The sequence below is a fragment of the Qipengyuania algicida genome (genome assembly GCF_009828025.1).
Lineage (GTDB): Bacteria > Pseudomonadota > Alphaproteobacteria > Sphingomonadales > Sphingomonadaceae > Qipengyuania > Qipengyuania algicida.
This window is the reverse complement of sequence record NZ_WTYA01000003.1, coordinates 126,640-145,957: the sequence shown is the minus strand read 5'-3', so window position 1 is coordinate 145,957 and position 19,318 is coordinate 126,640. Positions and strand designations below refer to the sequence as shown.

General features: G+C 59.2%; 13 protein-coding genes. 4 read left to right on the top strand and 9 right to left on the bottom strand.

The features are described from left to right. Positions 1-4 precede the first annotated feature (4 nt). Both GRI58_RS05285 and GRI58_RS05280 read left to right on the top strand, forming a co-directional pair. Positions 5-1,111, top strand: coding sequence for a LacI family DNA-binding transcriptional regulator (locus GRI58_RS05285; RefSeq protein ID WP_419957027.1), 1,107 nt, complete (start codon positions 5-7; stop codon positions 1,109-1,111). Then, on the top strand, positions 1,104-2,891 hold the full coding sequence (locus GRI58_RS05280) for an IlvD/Edd family dehydratase (protein ID WP_202386819.1): 1,788 nt from the start codon (positions 1,104-1,106) through the stop codon (positions 2,889-2,891). Before GRI58_RS05285 ends, GRI58_RS05280 begins: the two co-directional genes overlap by 8 nt. 9 nt (positions 2,892-2,900) lie before the next feature. On the opposite strand, the gene GRI58_RS05275 is transcribed toward GRI58_RS05280, so the two are convergent. The 9 genes from GRI58_RS05275 to GRI58_RS05235 all read right to left on the bottom strand — a co-directional run bounded on the left by GRI58_RS05275 (position 2,901) and on the right by GRI58_RS05235 (position 14,587). Next, positions 2,901-3,749 (bottom strand): aldose epimerase family protein, encoded by an 849-nt coding sequence (locus GRI58_RS05275; RefSeq protein ID WP_160752528.1) that lies wholly within the window; start codon positions 3,747-3,749, stop codon positions 2,901-2,903. Further along, positions 3,746-5,092: a glycoside hydrolase 5 family protein gene (locus GRI58_RS05270; protein WP_160752527.1), complete on the bottom strand. Its 1,347-nt coding sequence runs from the start codon at positions 5,090-5,092 to the stop codon at positions 3,746-3,748. The genes GRI58_RS05275 and GRI58_RS05270 overlap by 4 nt, the downstream gene beginning before the upstream one ends. Beyond that, the gene (locus GRI58_RS05265; protein WP_237452112.1) at positions 5,089-6,993 is read right to left on the bottom strand and encodes an Ig-like domain-containing protein; all 1,905 of its coding nucleotides are present in this window, start codon (positions 6,991-6,993) and stop codon (positions 5,089-5,091) included. Before GRI58_RS05265 ends, GRI58_RS05270 begins: the two co-directional genes overlap by 4 nt. Further along, on the bottom strand, positions 6,990-7,874 hold the full coding sequence (locus tag GRI58_RS05260; RefSeq protein ID WP_160752526.1) for an SMP-30/gluconolactonase/LRE family protein: 885 nt from the start codon (positions 7,872-7,874) through the stop codon (positions 6,990-6,992). The genes GRI58_RS05265 and GRI58_RS05260 overlap by 4 nt, the downstream gene beginning before the upstream one ends. Continuing rightward, complete coding sequence (xylB, locus tag GRI58_RS05255; RefSeq protein ID WP_160752525.1) at positions 7,865-8,650, bottom strand: D-xylose 1-dehydrogenase; 786 nt, start codon at positions 8,648-8,650, stop codon at positions 7,865-7,867. The genes GRI58_RS05260 and xylB overlap by 10 nt, the downstream gene beginning before the upstream one ends. A gap of 23 nt (positions 8,651-8,673) precedes the next feature. Then, on the bottom strand, positions 8,674-9,801 hold the full coding sequence (locus tag GRI58_RS05250) for a fumarylacetoacetate hydrolase family protein (protein WP_202386818.1): 1,128 nt from the start codon (positions 9,799-9,801) through the stop codon (positions 8,674-8,676). Between the two features lie 166 nt (positions 9,802-9,967). Then, entirely contained in the window at positions 9,968-10,966 is a 999-nt protein-coding gene (locus GRI58_RS05245) for a glycoside hydrolase family 5 protein (RefSeq protein WP_237452111.1), read from the bottom strand. A gap of 74 nt (positions 10,967-11,040) precedes the next feature. Next, complete coding sequence (locus GRI58_RS05240; RefSeq protein ID WP_160752523.1) at positions 11,041-12,093, bottom strand: cupin-like domain-containing protein; 1,053 nt, start codon at positions 12,091-12,093, stop codon at positions 11,041-11,043. After that, entirely contained in the window at positions 12,065-14,587 is a 2,523-nt protein-coding gene (locus GRI58_RS05235; protein ID WP_337190886.1) for a glycoside hydrolase family 3 protein, read from the bottom strand. Before GRI58_RS05235 ends, GRI58_RS05240 begins: the two co-directional genes overlap by 29 nt. A gap of 109 nt (positions 14,588-14,696) precedes the next feature. Here GRI58_RS05235 and GRI58_RS05230 point away from each other — a divergent pair, with 109 nt between their 5' ends. Continuing rightward, positions 14,697-17,522 carry a glycoside hydrolase family 31 protein gene (locus GRI58_RS05230; RefSeq protein WP_160752522.1) on the top strand — a complete coding sequence of 942 codons (2,826 nt, stop codon included), beginning with the start codon at positions 14,697-14,699 and terminating at the stop codon, positions 17,520-17,522. 173 nt (positions 17,523-17,695) lie between these two features. Then, a complete protein-coding gene (locus GRI58_RS05225) occupies positions 17,696-19,261 on the top strand; it encodes an aldehyde dehydrogenase (NADP(+)) (RefSeq protein ID WP_160752663.1) in 1,566 nt (521 codons plus the stop codon). The last annotated feature ends 57 nt before the right edge of the window (positions 19,262-19,318 follow it).

Genomic DNA, 19,318 nt, shown 5'->3' with positions numbered 1-19,318 from the left:
CATAGTGAACGCCCAGCCGCCCTCCCATTCCCGCCGAGAAAAGCGATCGTCGCGACGTAGCAACGGTGCGCCGACGATTGCCGATGTTGCGCAAGAAGCGCGCTGCTCTCCCATGACGGTCAGCAGAGTCATCAACGGTGAGGGCAAGGTTCGCGAAAAGACGCGCGAGCAGGTTCTCGAAGCGATCCGCAAGCTCAACTATTCTCCCAATCGTGCTGCGCGCAGTTTGGCGGGGGGCGGTCAGCTGCGGATTGCGCTGCTGTTCGATAATCCTTCAGCCGCGTATCTGAGCGAATTCCTGATGGGCGCGCTTCAGGAAGCGAGTGGCAGCGATGCCCATCTCGTGGTCGAAAGCTGCGAGAATATTCCCACCGCCAAAGTTGTAATTCGTCATCTTGCGGAAGGCGGCATTACCGGCTTCATCCTACCGCCCCCGCTTTGCGATGATCAAAGCATACTCGATCTGGTGAGCGAGCTTGACGCAGTGGCGATTGCCGTGGGGCCGGGCAAGGCGACGGGTACACATGGCGCGGTTCTGATCGACGATTTTCAGGCCGCTTATGACATGACCAAGCATATCAGCGATCTAGGGCACAAGCGGATTGGTTTTATTATCGGCAACCCGGAACAGGTTGCCAGCGGCCGGCGGCTCAACGGCTATCTTGCCGCGCTTGAGGATGCAGGAATTGAGCGTGACGACGCTCTGATCGTCCAGGGACGCTTCACTTATCGTTCCGGTATGGACGGTGCGCAGCGACTGTTGGCAGCAAATCCAAGACCGTCCGCAATCTTTGCTTCCAATGACGATATGGCTGCCGCAACTGTCGCAGTCGCGCATCGCTTGCATCTGGATGTCCCGAGCGACATCACCGTTTGCGGTTTCGACGATACTGCGATGGCGAGCACGATCTGGCCGGAACTTACCACTATCCGGCAACCGATCCGGGAAATGACCGCATGGGCGGTCGCCGCTATCGTCCGCATTGCAGGCGCGCGTCGTTCCGGGGAGCGGCTGAAGCCGGAAACTGTAACCTTGCCATATACGCTCATTCGGCGTGAATCTGATGCGGCGCCAAGTTTGGCGTCGAGAAAGTCTGCAAAAGTTGACTGATAAATCGAAGCCGCAACAGCGCTTGCGCTCGCGGGACTGGTTCGCCAACACCGAACGAATGGACATGACCGCGCTCTACCTCGAGCGGTTCATGAATTATGGCGTCACGCCAGAGGAACTGCGCAGCGGCAAGCCGATTATCGGAATTGCCCAATCGGGTAGCGATCTCAGTCCATGCAACCGCATCCATGTCGAACTCGCCAAGCGGGTGCGCGACGGAATTCGCGATTCTGGCGGCATTCCGATTGAATTTCCGGTCCACCCGATTTTCGAGAATTGTCGGCGTCCAACCGCGGCGCTCGACCGCAATCTGCTTTATCTGGGGCTGGTAGAACTGCTCAACGGCTATCCACTCGACGGCGTCGTTCTGACCACAGGTTGCGACAAGACCACACCGAGCCAGATCATGGCGGCAAGCACGGTCGACATTCCGGCGATTGTCCTGTCCGGTGGGCCGATGCTGGACGGTTGGCACGAAGGCGAACTGGTTGGCTCGGGAACGGTGATCTGGCGCAGTCGACGCAAGCTTGCCGCTGGCGAAATCAGCGAGGAGGAATTCCTCGACCGCGCCACGGATAGCGCGCCCAGCGCAGGGCATTGCAACTCCATGGGGACTGCGAGCACGATGAATGCAGTCGCCGAGGCGTTGGGTATGAGCCTCACCGGCTGTGCGGCGATTCCCGCACCTTATCGCGAGCGGGGTCAATACGCCTATCGTACTGGCAGGCGCATCGTCGAGATGGTCGAAGAAAACCTATGCCCCAGCCGCATTCTTACTCGCGAAGCTTTCCTCAATGCGATTGCTGCGGTCAGCGTGCTTGGCGGATCGTCCAACGCTCAACCCCATATCCAGGCAATGGCCGCTCATGCTGGAGTGCCGCTGGAACCCGACGTTTGGCAGGAGCATGGCTACGACCTGCCGCTGCTGGTCAATATGCAGCCAGCCGGTGCCTATCTTGGCGAGCGCTTCCATCGCGCCGGCGGGGTCCCCGCTGCGCTGTGGGAATTGCTGCAGGCGGGCAAGCTTTACGGCGATTGTCTAACCTGCACCGGCCACACTATGGCGGAAAATCTGAAAGGCCGGGAAAGCCGTGACCGCGAGATGATCCGACCCTTTGCCGATCCACTGATGGAAAAGGCAGGTTATCTCGTGATGACCGGCAATCTGTTCGATTTCGGCATCCTCAAGACCTCGGTTATCTCCGAGGAGTTTCGTCAGCGCTATCTTTCGCGTCCAGGCGCGGAAAACGTGTTTGAAGCCCGCGCGATCGTGTTCGACGGCTCGGACGACTACCATCACCGGATCAACGATCCCGCTCTACAGATTGACGACAATTGTATCCTCGTTGTGCGCGGTGCGGGCGTGATCGGCTGGCCGGGCAGTGCAGAGGTGGTCAACATGCAGCCCCCAGACGCATTGATCCGCGCGGGAACGCAGTGGTTGCCTACCCTTGGTGATGGGCGCCAGTCGGGAACCAGCGACAGCCCGTCGATACTCAATACCTCGCCTGAAAGCGCGGTAGGCGGCGGATTGGCGTGGCTACGTACCGGAGATGTCATTCGGGTCGATCTCAACGAAGGTACCTGCAACGCTCTCGTCGAAGGCGATGAAATAGCGCGTCGCCTCGAGCACGAGCCTGCACCTCCGATTCCGCAAAGTAACACGCCTTGGGAAGAGTTGTTTCGCGAGAAGACCGGGCAATTGGGATCTGGCGGGGTGATGGATTTTGCGCTGAAGTATCGCGGGACATCGAAGAAGCTACCACGCCACAATCACTAGCGCTGGCCCTCAGGCGGGCGGCCCGGCTTCGATCCTCAGCGCAATCCCTGCGGCTGCTCCGGGAGGTAGCAACGTCATTTCCCACGGTTTGCGGTTGAGCGCGTCAGGCGTATGGCTGACGGGTTCGATACACAGTTCCTCACCTTGTGGTGGAGCGAATACATGGCATACGGGGGCTCCAAAGCTTTGAACGCGGATACTGCCACGGCTGTCTGATATGGTCGCATTGCCATTCCAGTCGGTGAAACAGTGGTCGACCAACGTGTCCGGCAGCGTTGCCCCGCTATCCCATGACGCGAGGATATTTGCGGGCCAGCGTGAACCGTCGGGCAGGAATTCGTCATCGATCCCAAGCATGGTGGTGGCCTCAAACGCGACGTTGCTGTCTCCCGATCGCCGGAAATAGGGGTGCAGGCCCAGACCGATGGGCGCAGCTTCAGACGCACGATTTTCGACCATCAGGCGGACCGTACATCCCCCTTCATTGAGCGCGATGTGCTGATGCGCGCGATAGGCCCACGGCCACTCGCCGGCGGCGTAGTCATCTTCCAGCAGAGCGCTCCGGATGTCGCACCTCACGACTTTCCAGCTACGTTTCCACGCCGTGCCGTGAAGCGGGTGGCGTTGCGGCTTCATGTTGGGTGCGATGGTCACAGTGCGTCCAGCGAAGGTGAACGTCCCGTGCTCGATCCTGTTACAGTAAGGGAGAAGGGCAAAGCAGGCGGATTGCAGGACATCGTCCGAGCTTTCCGGCATGGTTCGCAGCACCGGTATACCGTTGCGATCCAGCGATGCGATGCAGCCTCCGACCTCCGGTCGCAGCGATGCACGCCATCTGCCCGCTGCCAGTTCGATCACGCCGTGCAGGCTGCGGCAAGGCCCAGGCAGCGTTCGGCTACATGCGCGCGTATAAGGTCCAGCATGGCGGCATCGCTGTCGAAATTACCGTACCAGCCTTGCGGCTCATGCGGCGGATCGCCCATGTAGGCGTGATCGCCGGGCTGAAACCGAAAGTCGCGATGCCCAGCGCGCGCCTCGCCGTTCCAAGCCCAGAAATTGCTGCCGACAAGCGCGCCGCCGTTGCGCCAACTCTTTTCAACCTCTGCATAAATAAGGCGATAGAAGCGTTGGCGAAACGCTGTCGAGGACGATGGCGAATAGCTCTCTCCATCGCGCGGAAAACCGAATTCTTCGATCACCAGCGGTTTTCGCATAGTGGTTGCAATGCTTTGATGAGCGGCAATGTATGCGAGGGTATTCTTTTCTACCGTAGGCCACGTCCCGTCCAGATCGTCGCCCTTGGCCCATGACCAGTTGAGCGGCCAGATATGAGCGGTCAGATAATCGATATTCCGGTGCGCGCGCAGCACGATCGCTTGGCTGCTATTGGCCGCCTGTGTGCCTTCCTGCCCTAGGCTGACCAGATGATTGGGGTCTAGCGCGCGAATGGTCTCAGCAGTGCTGTCGATCCAGTCATAGTAAGCGCTGGCGTTGCGCGTGATTGCGCCATCGCTGCCGCCAGGGCGCGGTTCATTGGCAAGTTGCCAGCTGAAAACTGCCGGGTCCGTTGCATAGGCACTTCCGGTGATCGAGTTCACTCTGGTGACGGTCCGCCTTAGGTGGGCGTCATAAAAGCCCCGAGCTTTCGCATTCGAATAGAAACGAGCGGTGGAATCGGCGAATTGAGGCCACGGATGGGCCGGGTCATTGGCGTTGATATAGCTGCCGGTCGCGCGCCACAGAAGCGTTTGCAGCCCGCCGGACCATTCCCAGAAATTGGACAGGACCAATACGGCGGTCATGCCGCGCCGGCCGATCTCCGCCATGGCATAGTCGAGCCCCTGGAACAGCGCCGGGTTCGGCGATCCGTCCTCTCGCGTGAAGCCGGGCCGGATGGAGTGCTTAAGCGGCCCTTCCTCGGCGCTCGCCATAATCCGCAGATTGTTGATCCCTAGCGCCTTCAAGCGGTCGAGTTCACGGCCAAGCCTCTCCCGGTCGCCGAATTGGGTATCCGCGCCCAGCCAAGCCGCATACCACATGTTCGCACCGATTATGCGGAATGGTTGGCCATTGCGAAGAAATCTCGACCGATCGCGCTTCGCAATCCCGCTCGAAGGTTTGTGCTGCTCGAACTTGGCGTAGGCAGAAAGAGAGCTGAGGGCGGCGCCGGTCGCGAGGAACTGACGCCGCCCCAGTTTCACCGTGAGATCTTCATCTCAAAGCCAGGCACAGGCAGTCCACGCCCGTCATACAAATTGACGATTGGCGCATCTGACCACGCGTAACGGACGCGGGTTGCGGGCTTGCCGTCATCTGCAATTTGCAAGCTGTCACCATTGATCGTGGCTGTCGCATAGCGGCAACTTGGCTGATCCAAGCCACACAACTCCACCGCGAGCGGGTGATCCCCGCTGAACGCGTGTAGTCCGCCCTCGATGCCATCGAAGGTGATGACAATCTTTCCCTCACCGCTGCGGACCGCTGTCGGCATTGGCATCGCTTCGCCTTCAGCTGCCAAGGCCAGACGCTTGCCGACATCGAGCTTGTCTGGTGGATGAAGCTCGTCAAAGCGACCGATATCGATGACACTGACCAGCGCTGCATTGTCGTCCGCAGCGACGGCGGTGCGTTCATCATCACGGATTTGCGCCCATCCGGATGCGACCGGATGATCGCTGCGCTCGCCGTAATTCGGCAGCTGGACCACCAGCATTTTCATCTGATTGCCGAACTGGCGTCGCCAGCCTGCAAAGAGTTCACTGAGCTTCCCGGCGTAACCAGGAATTCCGGCATCGCTTTCGCCCTGATACCAAGCACCGCCCTTGAACCGCATCGGCCCAAGCGGTGCGATCATGCCATTATGCATCACCCCGATTCCGGCGATCTGGTCCCAGGGTGAGTGAGGTGGCATTTCGCTGGTCTTTGCCACGGCAAACTGCCAGCCGGATGATAGGGGTATCGTCTTTCCGCCTTCGATGACGAAATTGAGATGATCCGCCGGACTCTGGAATCCACCTTCGCCCCAACTGTTGCTGGCGACCACCAGTATCTCATTGGTTCCGGCATGAAGGTAGCTTGCCGGAACCCGATAATGCCGTTCGCTGTCCCAGCTGAAGGTATCGCCGACCGGGTGGCCGTTGACGAATGTCATATCGCCGTCGTCGATGATGCCGATAGACAGTGTGCCGTCAGCCGATGCCTCTTGCTTGGTCAGATCGACTGTATGGCGCAACAGCACATTGCCCACAGTGTTCTTGGCGAGCGGAGTACCTGCCCACTCGCCCCACGGGGAGATTTTCGGAACCGGCTGCCAGTCGATGCTGGCAGGATTGCGCCAAGGCTCGCCACCGGTTTTGCCCTTCCACCACTTTTCCCATTCCGGCGCGAATGCCGTAACCGCATCTAGTGGATTCTTGGCGTACCGGTGAAGCAGTGCCATCTGGTCGGCACCGTAGAGTTTAGTCGCTGAAGGGGATGACATCCAGGCGCGGATCTGCGAGCCGCCCCAATAGGATCCTACCGCCCCGATAGGGATACCGAGCTTGGCGCGAAGCTGCTGCGTCATATAAAAACAGGCGGCCGAGAAATCGGGTACGGTCGCCGGGCTTGCTGCTGCCCATGATGCGGGTTTGCCGAAATTTCGGCTCGGCTCCGGAATCGAACTCTTGGGCACCGCCAGAATACGCAGCTGCGGATCGGCGGAATTCTGGACGGCAAGCGCCCCCCCATCCGACCGCTCGAGTGTATATTCCATGTTGGACTGACCGGAGCATAACCAAACGTCTCCGATCAGGATGTCGCTGGCGGTAATGGTGCCCGACCCGTCGGTCACGCTGAGCGTGATCGGCACAGCGCTCGCGTCACGCGCCGGAAATGTTAGAGTAAAATTTCCCGCGTTATCGGCGGTCGATGTCGCCGTTACGGAGCCGAGCGTTCCGCTGATCTTCGCGCCAGGGGCGGCCGTGCCGCCAATGAGTATCGGTTGTCCGCGCTGAAGCACCATGTGGTCGCCATAGGATGCGTCGAGCGACGGAGTTGCCAGCGCTGTCGTCGAGAAGGCAATCGCGATGCCACTGAGAAACCAGATTGACTTGCGCATCATGACAGCTTTGCCGGAGCTTGCGCGAAACCTTTGACCTTGGATTCGAACGCGAACAGACTGCCCGCCATCGGGTAACTCTTCATATCCTTTGGCTCCATATTCTTGGTCGCCGTCGTAACGTAAACGGTGCTGAAATCTCTGCCACCAAAGCCCATCTTGGTAACGTCGCGAGCCGGTATCGGAACTTTGGCGACCAGCTTTCCATCCGGAGAAAAGCGCGCGACACAGCCTCCGCCGTAAAAGGCGCTCCACAGATATCCTTCGGCATCCACAACAGGGCCATCTGGATAAGCATCCGGAATTGATATCGTAGTATCGATGAATAGCTGCGCCTCACCGACATCATCGCCTTCGATAGGAGCGGCGAGAATGCGTTTGCCAAGCGTATCGGTGAAATAGATGCGATCACCCGCCGGGTTCACCGCCGGCCCGTTGGTGATAGCGATTCCACCCGGCCCGACGCGCTTGACCGAGTTACGGTCAAACAGGTAAAAATAACCCGACTGGTCCGCTTCGCCGTCGTGCATCGAACCGAACCAAACGCGTCCCTTGGGATCAGTGCAGGCATCGTTGAGACGATTGCCTCTTGGTTCTCCTGGAACGTCCATCAGCTTGGCAAACTGGCAGTTTTCAGGATCGAATGTGTACAGACCGTCTTGCACGCCGCAGAGTAGGAGGCCGCCTTCTGCTGGCACCACCCACCCGATCTGTCCCGGCGCCTCTGCATGAGAATTGCTGCCGCTGGCCGGATCGAAATGCCACAACTGATGGCGTTTGATATCGACGAACCAGACGACCTTGCGTTGGGCATCCCAGAACACGCCTTCTCCGAGCTTGGCGTCCAAGGGCAAAACCTGCTGCACGGCGGCTGCTATCTCCATCCGGCATCGACCCAATAATTATGCGCAGTGCAGAAACGGGCATCGTCCGACGCCAGAAACATCGCCATTGCGGCAATGTCGCTTGGCTGGATGCGACCATCGAGGCACTGCGCTGAAACAATTTCAGCTTCGCCTTCGGGGGAATACCATTTCATCTGTCGCGGCGTCTTTACATTGCCCGGGATGATCGCGTTGACACGGATATTGTCGCGCCCGAAATCTCGGGCCAGACTCCGCGTCAGTCCTTCAATCGCCGCCTTCGCAGTCTGGTAGAGTGTCAGATCCTCCAGCCCAAGGTGCCAGCTGATTGACCCGAGATTGATGATGCTTCCGCCACCAGCTTCGCGCATAGTTGGAACAACGGCTTTTGCAGCGAAGAACTGGTGCTTCAGGTTCACTGCCATGCGTTCATCCCAATAGTCGGGAGTCACTTCAGCCGTCTTGTGGCGATCATCGTTGGCCGCATTGTTGATCAGCACGTCGCAGCCGCCAAGGGTTTGCGTGAGTTCGTGCAGGCAGTCGATATAACTTTGCGTGTCGGTGATATCGCAGTGGCGATAGATCGGCTTGATCCCGTTGGCGGCGAGACGATCCGCAAGAGCATTGCTCTCGTCGTCCTGCACGTCGACGAAGGCCACATGCGCGCCCTGAGATACGAATCCGGTTACGATTCCTGCTCCGATACCGGATCCGCCGCCACTGATGATGACGCGTTTGCCAGCCAAGCTCGGATATACGGCCGATCCCGCTGTTGGATGAGAAGCCCCTTCAGCCATTCGGCTCGATCTCCTGTAATACTCTAAATCTTGTCGATGAGGCCACGGCTGGCCAAGTTTCTTGCAAATTCCGCAAAGCCCATTTCCCATGGTGGCGCGTCGCGAGATGTTGTCACGGTGTTGACCAGGCTGCCCAGCTTTGCAGAGCGTATCGTCACCCGATCGCCCATTTTGTGGGTGAAACCCGCGCCCGGCTCGTCGCGATCCTGAGTCGGTGCAAACAGAGTGCCGCAAAACAGCACGAAACCATCGGGATAGTGGTGCTCCGAAAGGCACTGACCGGCAAGGTCGAGAGGGTCACGACTGATCTCGGACATTCGGTTGGTGCCCTCAAGGCGATAACCGTCGCGCCCTTCAATGACGAGCTCGACAACCGCCTCTCGAACATGGTCGATCGTAAAGTCCTCGTCGAACAGGCGAACAAACGGCCCGATCGAGCAGCTTGCCGTGTTGTCCTTGGCCTTCGAAAGGAGCAACGCGGAACGGCCTTCAAAGTCGCGCAGATTGACATCGTTGCCAAGCGTCGCTCCAACCACCTCTCCACGACTGTCGCAGACGAGCACGATCTCGGGTTCCGGATTGTTCCAGCTGGAATCGGATCGGACGCCGATCTTCGCGCCCGAGCCGACCGATGAAAGGACCGGAGACTTCGAAAAGATCTCGGCATCAGGGCCGATGGCGACTTCGAGATATTGCGACCACATGCCTGCATCGATCAATGCGGCCTTGAGCTCGGACGCGGCTTCACTGCCGGGAACCACCGAACGAATGCCGGATCCAACTTTGTCCTCTAGCTGCGATCGGATTTCCGATGCCTTGGCAGCATCGCCGCGCGCCCGTTCCTCGATCACGCGTTCGATCGCGGAAAGCGCGAAAGTCACACCGCTCGCCTTGATACATTGCAGGTCGATCGGCGAAAGCAGGCTCCAGCCTACCGGCAGCCCGCCATCGACCGGTCCGATTTTTCGACCTCCACTGAAGGTGCGACGCGCAACCGCGCCCGACACGCTTGCAACCTCGTCGGTCAGGTCGAACAGCAGCCCATCGCGAATTGCGATGACACTCGGTCCATCCGGCGTCAAAGCGCGCCCGATGAACCAACCGCTGGCGTGATCCTGGGGCAGGATTTCGATTAAATTATCGGCTGACATGCCGCTTTTCTCTCCCGTGATAGCGCTACCATATAGGTGAACCATAAGGCGGGCAAGGGCAAAGGTGGCTTAGTCTGTTGAACGTTACCCGCTTAAGCGGAACGAGTGATCGGCCCCGTTTGCATTGGCTGCGACGAGGCTCAGCGAAAGATTGGCCTATTCTGATCTAACGTTTCTGCAAATCCAACGCTTCGAGCATGCCCGGTACCCAATGGCCCGCCTTCTCGTCATACAAGGGAAAGGTATTGGCATAGGCCCATTGGCAGATATCGACTCCAATCGGGGCGAAGGCGTCATGCACCGCGCGGGTGTATGCGACCCTTTGTGCCGTGGGGATGTATTTCTCGTAGGCTCCGCTTTCGCCCATGAACGGAATCAGTCCGGTACGTTTTTCGAATGCTGCGATCTTGGCTACATCGGCAGCTAGCCGTTTCTTGTCGGCAGCCGTGCCATATTCGCGCCCTACCGGCGGAACATCGGGAGCGACCCATTGCGCGCCCTGATGGGTGAAATCGAATGGTTCGTAGTAGTGGAAGGTAGGATAAACGTTAGGATCGTCCGGAAGGGTCAACGTCGTCAGCGAGTCGATACCGCTCCAGTTCTGACCGCCGTAAATGACTGGCCGATCTGGATTGGATTTTCGCACAACAGCCAAGGCGGGGTCCAGCACGGCGCGAAGATTGCTGTCGTTGAAGTTCTTGTGTGGCTCGTTTTCCAGCTCAAACCAGAGACGAGCGTCCGGGTAATCCTTGAAGCGGTGTGCGATCTGCCGCCAGACTGCCGTGTGCCACGGTTCGACCTTCAACGGCGTTTCATAGATCGGCTGGAAATGGTGACTGTTCAAAATGACATTGAGGCCCGCAGTAAGCGCTTCGTCCACCACGGACTGGACATGGTCCATCCATTTCGGGTCGACTGTGTACGGAGGCTTTGAAAGGCTGCGGTCGTCCCACCTTACGGGAATGCGCACGGTTTGGAATCCCGCAGCTTTGATCCGTTTGAAGTCTGCAGCGGTTACCGGGTGATAAGGGTTTCGTGCTTTGCCGATCTCAAGTGTATTCCCGATGTTGATACAGGCGCCGATCGGCAGCTTGCGCGCTTCCGCCCAAGCTGGGCTGGTCGACAGGAGTGCTGCGCCAACAAGCGCCATATGCCAGATTTTCATAGACTTCTCCTGGTGGTTCGCAGCATCGAGCTGAGTTGAGAATTCAGGCCAGTGATCCCATTGTCACGCATCGCTCAGCGCCCCATCAGCACTTGGGCGATGAAGCGTCGCATCATCTCATCACGGGCGGGCGAAGGTGGTCCCGTCACACCGCGCGCATGATCAGGCAAATGCGCCGCACTTTCAGAAGCATCGGTGCTGAAAACCATATGCTCGAACCATGCCTGCCATGCTTGCCGCTGCGGCTCGGGGGCATCGCGAATGGACAAAATCGCATGCACCAGCGCAAGGAAACCTCCGCCATGCAATGCGTCGTTGTGCCAGTAATTGACGAGCATGTTGATCGGTGCCCGCGCTTGGACGTGATGCCACCATAAAGTGGGGATGTAGATGGCATCGCCCGGTTCAAGCTCAGCAAATTGTGCATGGGCAAGGGCGCGCTCGTATCGTGGGTAGCGCGCAAGATCGGGTGCAAGCGGATCGACCATGCTGACGGGTTGCCCGGCCAGGGTTCGATCGAGAGGTCCAACATAGAGATCGCCGACACATTCGGGTGGGAACAGGGTGAACCGCCGCGAGCCGAGCACCACCACTGCAAAATTGTCTGATAGGTCGAAATGCGTTGCAACCTGACTGGCGTTGCCCAGCCATATCCGGCAAGTCGCCTGAGCCGCTTCGGCAAGCGGCAGGGGGTGAGTGGCGGTGAAGCCAGGAAGGCTGGATTGCGCCTCCACCGCACCTGCATAGATCGCTAACGGGCTTGGCTGATCCGCAATTTGCCGCAAGTGCCCAGTCAATTGCGAAAGGGTGACTCGTTCACGCCGGAAATTGAACCCGCGCATATCAGAACTGTAAAAGAAACGCCCGTGTGCGTCAGGCGGCGCAACCATCAGATCTGCTGCCACGCCGCTATCCATCGCTTCGACAGACCTCAGCACATCGCCCGTTCCGTTGCGGGCGGAGGCCACAATAGGCCAGTCGGACGCCAGGTCACGAATGACCAGCGGGCGATAACGCGAGCGATGATCGCGCTCGAAGACCTCCGGACTTGGGGCAGAGATCTCCTCGACCGGAGTCACGATTTCTGGCTCGGGCGCTTCATTTGCAGGGCAGAACCTTTTCTGCATCGGTACCGAGACGAATTTCGCCGATGGCAAAGTCCGTCTTGCCAGTTGTGGTCAGCACAAAGGGTTCGGTCAAAGCCTGTATGTCCGCGCCTTTCTGGGCGAGGCATTCCAGTGGAATGCCATATCGTACGAAATGATCTGTCGCATCAAGTGGGATCTGGATCGCCCCTGTGCCGCCTGTGCCAACACTACTGATTTCAGCACTTTCCGGGGCTTGCCACACGCGTGCGGTCAGAAGGAGCATGACTTTGGCATTCGTTTCGCGACGCAGATCGATCGCATTGAAATTGCGTAACGCGACGGCCACCAAGCCGTTCGATACGCTGAAGCGACGCGCGCCCTCCTGAACCTTGTAGTCTGTTGCCGAGATTGTGACTCGCCCTCCCAGTGCGGTGGCAGGAACGGTTGTGATGCGTGTTTCGTTGGCGGTTCCGTTACCATCATTCACCAGCAGCGACCAGCTCGATGCCGGTTGCCCTGCGGTAAACCAAACATGGTTGTCGTTCGTTATGGCGGTTTTGACTTCGGGAAGCGGTTTCCACGCCTGCGGCGGTGATTCATAATTCAGCCCATAGCCGTAGGGGTAAAGCGCACCATCGGCCATCGAAGGAGTCTTGGGCCAAGCGGTAGGCAGTTTGCCTTTGAAATCATAACGAGCATGGCCTTGAGCGTCGCCGATCAAGACATCTGCGAGTCCTTCGCCTTCCGATCCCGGCAGCCATGCGACTACGAACGCATCGGCGGCATTCAGCGCTTGGTTTACATAGAGCGGGCGTCCCGTAATCATGACTGCGACCACCGGGATGCCCTGCGCCTTGAGTTCGGCCATGGTTTTGTAGGGGCCGGTCAAGTCCGCATCGAGTGCCAGCGTCGCGCGGTCACCCTGAAATTCGGCATAAGGCTTTTCGCCGAACACCACGATGGCTGCATCGGGCCGCTGGGTGAAGCTGCCATCGGGAGAAAGTTGTGCGGTTCCGCCGCCTGCTTCGACCGCATGCTTGAGTCCTGTCCATAGCGACGTTGCTCCGGGAAACATGGAATTGTCGAGCCCGGTGCCCTGCCATGAGATCGTCCAGCCGCCCGACTGCCGGGCTATGTCGTCGGTGCCCTCGCCAGCCACCAGCAGGCGACCGCCCGGCTTGAGTGGAAGGACACCTTGGTTCTTCAGCAAGACCAAAGATTCGCGGACTGCCTCACGGGCGATAGCGCGGTGTGCAGGGGAGCCGAGAATATCCCATTTGCCAGATAGCGGCCGCGAAGATGGCTTGCCCGCTGTGAAGACGCCGAGGCGCGATTTAACGCGCAAAATGCGCAGGACGGCATCATCGATGCGGCTCATCGGTATTTCGCCTGCCTTCGCACGCTTCAGCAGATCCTCGTAAATCGGCTTCCACGTATTTGGAGCCATGTACATGTCGATTCCGTCCTCCAGCGCCTTGGGACAGGAATCATTGGTGCAGCCCTTTATCTGGCCATGCGCGTTCCAGTCCGTCACGACGAAGCCGCCGAAGTCCATCTGTCCCTTGAGTACGCCGGTGACGAGGCTCTTGTTGCCGGCCATCTTGACGCCCTGCCAGCTGGAAAAGCTGGTCATGACTGTTGCGACGCCGTTTTCGATTGCGGGGCCGTAAGGCAGTCCGTGGATGTCTCGCAATTCCTGCTCGCTGATATCGGCGTCACCTTGGTCGACGCCATTTTTGGTCCCACCATCGGCAAGGAAATGTTTGGTCGAGGCAATCACTTTGTCCCGGGCCAGCAGGTCGCGTTGACCCGGCGGTCCTTGCAGACCGCGTACCATTGCGCCGACGTAGGATGCGACCAGCTTGGGATCCGATGAATAGCCCTCATAGGCACGTCCCCAGCGATAATCCTGGGGCACGGTAACGGTTGGCGCGAATGTCCATTCCTGCCCGGTGACACGAATTTCCTGCGCTGTTGCGGCGCCGATTTTCTCGATCAGTTCGGGATTGCGAGCTGCGCCAAGGCCAATATTGTGCGGAAAGATCGTCGCCCCGATAATGTTCGAATTGCCGTGAACGGCGTCGATCCCCCAGATTACCGGGATGCCGACGCCGCCATCGCGTTTGTCGACAGAAGCCAGATAGTAAGCGTCGGCCGTTTTGAGCCACTCCGGAGCTGGCGCGAAGTCATTGCCGTTGGGGCCATCGCTGCCACCTACAAGAATGGACCCTATGTGATATTTCCGAATGTCATCGGGTGTGGCACAACAAATATCGGCTTGGACCAATTGGCCGATTTTCTCTTCCAGCGTCATGCGCGCCAGGAGGTCTTCCACGTGGCGCTCCTCGTCCATGGGTGTCACCACTGGGTAGTGGTATTTTGGCCAAAGCTCGGGATGAGCGACACCGCGCTCACTCAAAGTGTCAGTCGATGCAGTCGCGTCTGTAGTAGTTTGCGCCCCGGCGAGCGTCGTGACGCCTGCGAGTATCCCGCCAAAAACAGCAAATTGCCCCATCAAGCCGACAAGTTTCACAACATCCTCCCCAATCCCAGCGCCTGTTGTCGCGCCCTTGTGTGAGCGCTAACATGCCGGATGCTGCGTCGAGTGCAAGCAAAAGATGGCGGCATGGGAAGGGGATGCGATGAAGCGCTACGTTCAAGGGTTGTGGTTGATCTGCGCAATGGTGGTTTCGACGCTGCCGGTATCTGCTATGGCCGGGACGGTTCGAGCGGTCGCGCATGGGATGGTGGTAACTACCGATTCCGGTCAGCAGGTTCGCGTGCTCGGTTACCGAGACGGCACTTACCGGATCACCGTCGCGCGGGACGCCGATGCGGCACGGACTTCCTTCATGGTCGTGAAGGAGCCTGACGGCAATCCGCGCCTTGCTGTTGCAAATGGCGAGGCTGAACTGTCCTCAGAAGTATCGCGTGCGCAGGTCAGGCTTTCGGACGGCAGATTGCGGGTCTTCAACGCTGTGGGCAAGCTCCTGCTTGACGAATATTCACCGGCTCGCCGGATCGCGCCCGTCAAGCTTGAGGGACAGCGCTGGTATGCGACACGCGTCCAGTTCAACCGCGGCACGGATGAAGGACTGTTCGGTCTTGGTCAGCATCAGAACCGACAGATGAACTACAACGGCGAGGACGTCGAGCTAGCTCAGCACAACATGTCGATCGCGATTCCCTATCTTCTGTCGACCCGCGGCTATGGTATCCTGTGGGACAACAATTCGGTCACGCGCATTGGCGACCCTAAGCCCTACGAGAAGTTGAAGCTCAACTGGCGCGCCGACTATTTCCTTCGCGATCGCCTCGCGGTGAGCCGGGCCGAGCCGATGATCGACTATCAATATTTGTCCGATCAAGCTGAGTGGCCTGAGGCCGCCAAGGCAAGAACCGTCGCCGCAACTTCGGGTCAGAACACGCAGGGCGATGCCGTGCAGTCGCAGAAAGTGGTGTGGACCGGTTCATATACGCCCGACAGTGACGGCATCCACAAGTTCCGGCTGTACTCATCAAGCTATGTAAAGGTTTACGCTGACGGCAAGCTCGTGCTGTCACGCTGGCGGCAGAACTGGAATCCTTGGTATCACAATTTCACGTTGGCGCTGACGAAAGGCAAGCCGGTCCAGTTGCGGGTCGAATGGGAGCCGAACCAGGGGTATATCGCGCTCGAACATTCCGACGCCTTGCCTGAGTTGGATCGGCATTCCGTCAGTTTCGCTTCAGACGCCGGCAAAACTATCGACTACTATGTGGTTGCCGGAAAGACGATGGACGCGCTGGTCGCAGGTTATCGCCGCTTGACGGGCAAGGCGCCGATGATGCCGCGTTGGGCCTATGGGTTCTGGCAGTCGCGCCAGCGCTATGAGACGCAGGATCAGTTACTCGATGTCATGCGCGAATATCGCGCCCAGCATATACCGCTCGATACAGTGGTACAGGACTGGTTTTATTGGCCTGAAAAGCAGTGGGGCTGCCATTGTTTCGATACCAGTCGCTTTCCCGATGCGAAGGCGATGGTCGATAAGGTGCATGATCTCCACGGAAGGATCATGATCTCGGTCTGGCCCAAATTCTATCCATGGACCAGACATGCCGAGGAATTGAGCGCAAAGGGTTTCCTGTACCGCCGACCGTTGGAAGCCGGTCAGAAGGATTGGGTCGGACCGGGTTATGCCAACACGTTCTACGATCCCTATACAGACGAAGCGCGATCGCTCTATTTCCGTCAAATAGCCGATACATTGCTGCCGACAGGCTTCGATGCTTGGTGGATGGACGCGACTGAGCCGGATTGGCATTCCAACCTGTCGGTTTCAAAGCGTGCCTACCAGATGTATTCCGCCGCAACCGACACGCCGGGCGCCGCGATCTTCAATACCTATCCGCTGGTTCACGCCGAAGGTGTGGCGGACGGACTGCGTGCTGCACAGCCCGACCGCCGGCCGTTCATCCTGACGCGCAGCGGGTTTGGCGGGATACAACGCGCCTCGGCTGCACTGTGGTCGGGCGACGTCGCGGCGCGGTGGAGCAATCTGCGCGATCAGATCAGCGCGGGCGCGAACCTTTCGATTTCCGGGGTCCCCAACTGGACCCACGACATAGGCGGCTTCGCGGTCGAGGATCGCTATTCGAAGCAATTGCCCGAGGCACTGCCGGAATGGCGCGAGCTCTATCTCCGCTGGTTCCAGTTCGGCGCGTTCACCCCACTGTTCCGCAGCCACGGCGAGTTTCCGTTTCGCGAAATCCCGCAAGTGTCGGCAGGCGATCCGGCGATGCGCAATGCGCTGATCTATTACGACCGCCTGCGATACCGCATGTTGCCCTATATCTATACGCTCGCGGCTGGCACTTATTTCGATGACGGCACGATGATGCGTCCACTGGTGATGGATTTTCCGCAGGATCGACGTGGCTGGCACATTGATGACGAATATATGTTCGGCCCTGCCTTGCTCGTGGCGCCGGTTACCGAGTTCCGCGCCCGTTCGAGGCAGGTTTACCTGCCTGCCGGAACATCGTGGTACGACAGCGCCAGCGGAAAGCCTCTGCAAGGCGGGCAGTCGGTGACAGCCAAAGCCCCACGCGAGAAAATGCCGCTGTTCGTGCGCGCGGGTGCAATCGTGCCGCTGGGGCCACAGGTCGAGTGGAGCGATCAGGATCCGCATGGGCCGTTGACGGTTCACGTGTTCGCCGGGGCCGACGGTGCGTTCACCTTATATGATGATCAGGGGAGCGACATGGGCTATACTAGGGGCGAGACTGCGCGCATTCCTCTGCGCTGGAACGATCGATTGCGGCTGTTGACCATCGACGCGCGGCAGGGCCGTTTTCCCGCCATGCCCGTCAGTCGCAGGATAACCATCGTGCTACATAACGGGAGCGAAGAAGGCCCTGTGTTCGACAGCCAGCATGGCAAGACGATATCCTATGATGGAAAGCCGGTGTCGGTTACGCTGTAGTCAACTGACAATGACGCCACATTCCAGCGACTGTCTTTCACGAGCCGGAGTGTGTGATGGGGGATCCCGCACTGCTCGGGCCGGTTCGGTATGGTCGCCCGGGTTGAACAACAGGCGCGAACCACTTAGATGATCAGGGAATGATAGCGCTAACAAATTTAAGAGGTGGCGAAGTGACAAACGGCAGCATTCTAATCGGATCGGGCGAAGCGACGAGCGATAAGAGCTTTGTCGCCTTCGACCCATCGAAGAACGAAGCGCTTGAAAGCCATTATGCGGAAGCGGATGCTACCCATGTGGACAAGGCTTGCGCACTGGCAAAATCTGCATCGGAAGTATTTTCGGAAACCTCGCCTGAAGACCGGGCGCAGTTCCTCGAGACATGTGCCAAGGAAATCGAAGCAATCGGCGATATCCTGATTGAAACCGCGATGCAGGAAACCGGCCTCCCGCGCCCGCGGCTCGAAGGAGAGCGGGGACGGACGTGCGGTCAGCTGCGCCTGTTCGCTCAGGAAGTGCGCCAAGGCTATTGGCTGGAGGCGACGATCGACCCGGCCATGCCGGATCGTCAACCGCTTCCGCGCCCAGATCTGCGGCGCCGCAACGTTGCCATCGGACCGGTTGCCGTTTTCGGCGCATCGAACTTCCCGCTCGCCTTCTCGGTCGCCGGCGGCGACACGGCCAGCGCTTTTGCAGCCGGATGCCCGGTGGTGGTCAAGGGCCATCCCGCCCATCCTGGGACAGGTGAGCTGGTTGCGCGTGCAATCCAGAAAGCGGTCAAGCAATGCGCATTGGCCGAAGGCGTCTTTTCCTATCTGCCGGGCACATCGAACGACCTTGGCGCTGCTCTGGTTTCCGATCCGCGTATTGCGGCAGTCGGATTTACCGGATCGCGCGCGGGCGGACTGGCGCTGTCGCGGATCGCGCAGCAGCGTCACGAGCCGATTCCGGTCTATGCGGAAATGAGTGCGGTGAACCCGGTTGTCATCTTACCCGGTGCGCTCAAGGGCAATGCGGCCGGTCTGGCAAAGGGCTTCGCGACGTCGCTGACCATGGGGGCGGGGCAGTTCTGTACCAATCCCGGGGTGGTCATCGCTATTGCGGGCGCCGAACTGGATGAATTCGTCGATACGGCGGTCGGGGCGTTGGGCGAGATACCCGCCCCGGTGATGCTGACCTCCGGCATCAACAAGGCCTATTGTGATGGGGTCCAGCGGCTGGAGGCGAAGGATGGCATCGCACTGGCGGGGCGCGGAACGCCTGCCGAGGGGAACGCGTGCCAGTCAGCGCTCTTCCGGACTGATGCGGAAAGCTTTCTCAAGGACGACGATTTGGCGGCCGAGGTGTTTGGAAGCTCGTCAGTGGTGGTCAGCTGCGCCGACGAAAGTGAGATGGCACGGGTTCTGGAAGCCATGGAAGGTCAGTTGACCGTGACCATCCACATGGTTGAAGACGATCATGACCTAGCCGGAAAGCTCGTGCCGATCCTTCAGGAGAAGGCGGGGAGGGTTCTCGCTAACGGTTGGCCTACAGGGGTGGAGGTGTGTCACGCTATGGTCCATGGCGGACCTTACCCGGCAACCACGGACAGCAGGACTACCTCGGTCGGCACTTTGGCGATGAAGCGGTTCTTGAGGCCGGTGTGCTATCAGGATCTGCCCGACGCGCTGCTTCCTGATGCGCTCAAGAGCGACAATCCGCTGTCGATTCCGCGCCGAGTGGACGGCACCTGGGGTTAGATGAAGGGGCCGGCCATTGAGTGAGCGGTTGTCGGGGCAATAGATTCGACACTGCTC

What these genes read in the sequence shown, in the direction of transcription:
- GRI58_RS05230 (WP_160752522.1), top strand. Translation starts at nt 14,697, where the DNA reads ATGAAGCGCTACGTTCAAGGGTTGTGGTTGATCTGCGCAATGGTGGTT.
- GRI58_RS05265 (WP_237452112.1), bottom strand. Translation starts at nt 6,993, where the DNA reads ATGATGCGCAAGTCAATCTGGTTTCTCAGTGGCATCGCGATTGCCTTC.
- GRI58_RS05250 (WP_202386818.1), bottom strand. Translation starts at nt 9,801, where the DNA reads ATGTCAGCCGATAATTTAATCGAAATCCTGCCCCAGGATCACGCCAGC.
- GRI58_RS05240 (WP_160752523.1), bottom strand. Translation starts at nt 12,093, where the DNA reads ATGCAGAAAAGGTTCTGCCCTGCAAATGAAGCGCCCGAGCCAGAAATC.
- GRI58_RS05245 (WP_237452111.1), bottom strand. Translation starts at nt 10,966, where the DNA reads ATGAAAATCTGGCATATGGCGCTTGTTGGCGCAGCACTCCTGTCGACC.
- xylB (WP_160752525.1), bottom strand. Translation starts at nt 8,650, where the DNA reads ATGGCTGAAGGGGCTTCTCATCCAACAGCGGGATCGGCCGTATATCCG.
- GRI58_RS05260 (WP_160752526.1), bottom strand. Translation starts at nt 7,874, where the DNA reads ATGGAGATAGCAGCCGCCGTGCAGCAGGTTTTGCCCTTGGACGCCAAG.